We start from the raw sequence: 382 nt of genomic DNA on the forward strand, positions 1-382 counted from the left end.
GTTATTATTATGGTATCCATGTGGACAGCCAACTGATCAGCCCGGATAACAGTGAGGAGTTTCTCCCGGGTGGCGACAGCCGTTTAGAAGCTTTCCTTACAGGAATTAAGAACAATTCGATCATTGACGAAGGGAATGCCCGACCAGACATCGATTTACCTCCATCCTCCTTTGATTTTGACGCGATGGCTCCAGGCCGTGTCTTTACTATGGCTGGTGAGCAGTACAAATACCTTGAAGATATGGGCAACGGTAACCATATGATTATCCGTCATGAAGCTATTCGGGATACAACTTTCAACGACCAACCTCAAGTCCTGAGTAACTGGCTCAGTGGACTTGACGCTGATGTCCAAGGCATAGTTCAGCCTGTCCTTATACC

The 382-nt window shown here is 47.1% G+C and carries 1 protein-coding gene; it reads left to right on the top strand.

Annotation, left to right across the window (positions count from 1 at the left end; genetic code table 11):
• Positions 1 to 382 (top strand): hypothetical protein (locus tag LI288_RS14200; RefSeq protein WP_227091094.1); only part of this gene is annotated, 382 nt, incomplete at both ends.

The sequence above is a fragment of the Lachnospira pectinoschiza genome, from assembly GCF_020564355.1.
GTDB lineage: Bacteria > Bacillota > Clostridia > Lachnospirales > Lachnospiraceae > Lachnospira > Lachnospira intestinalis.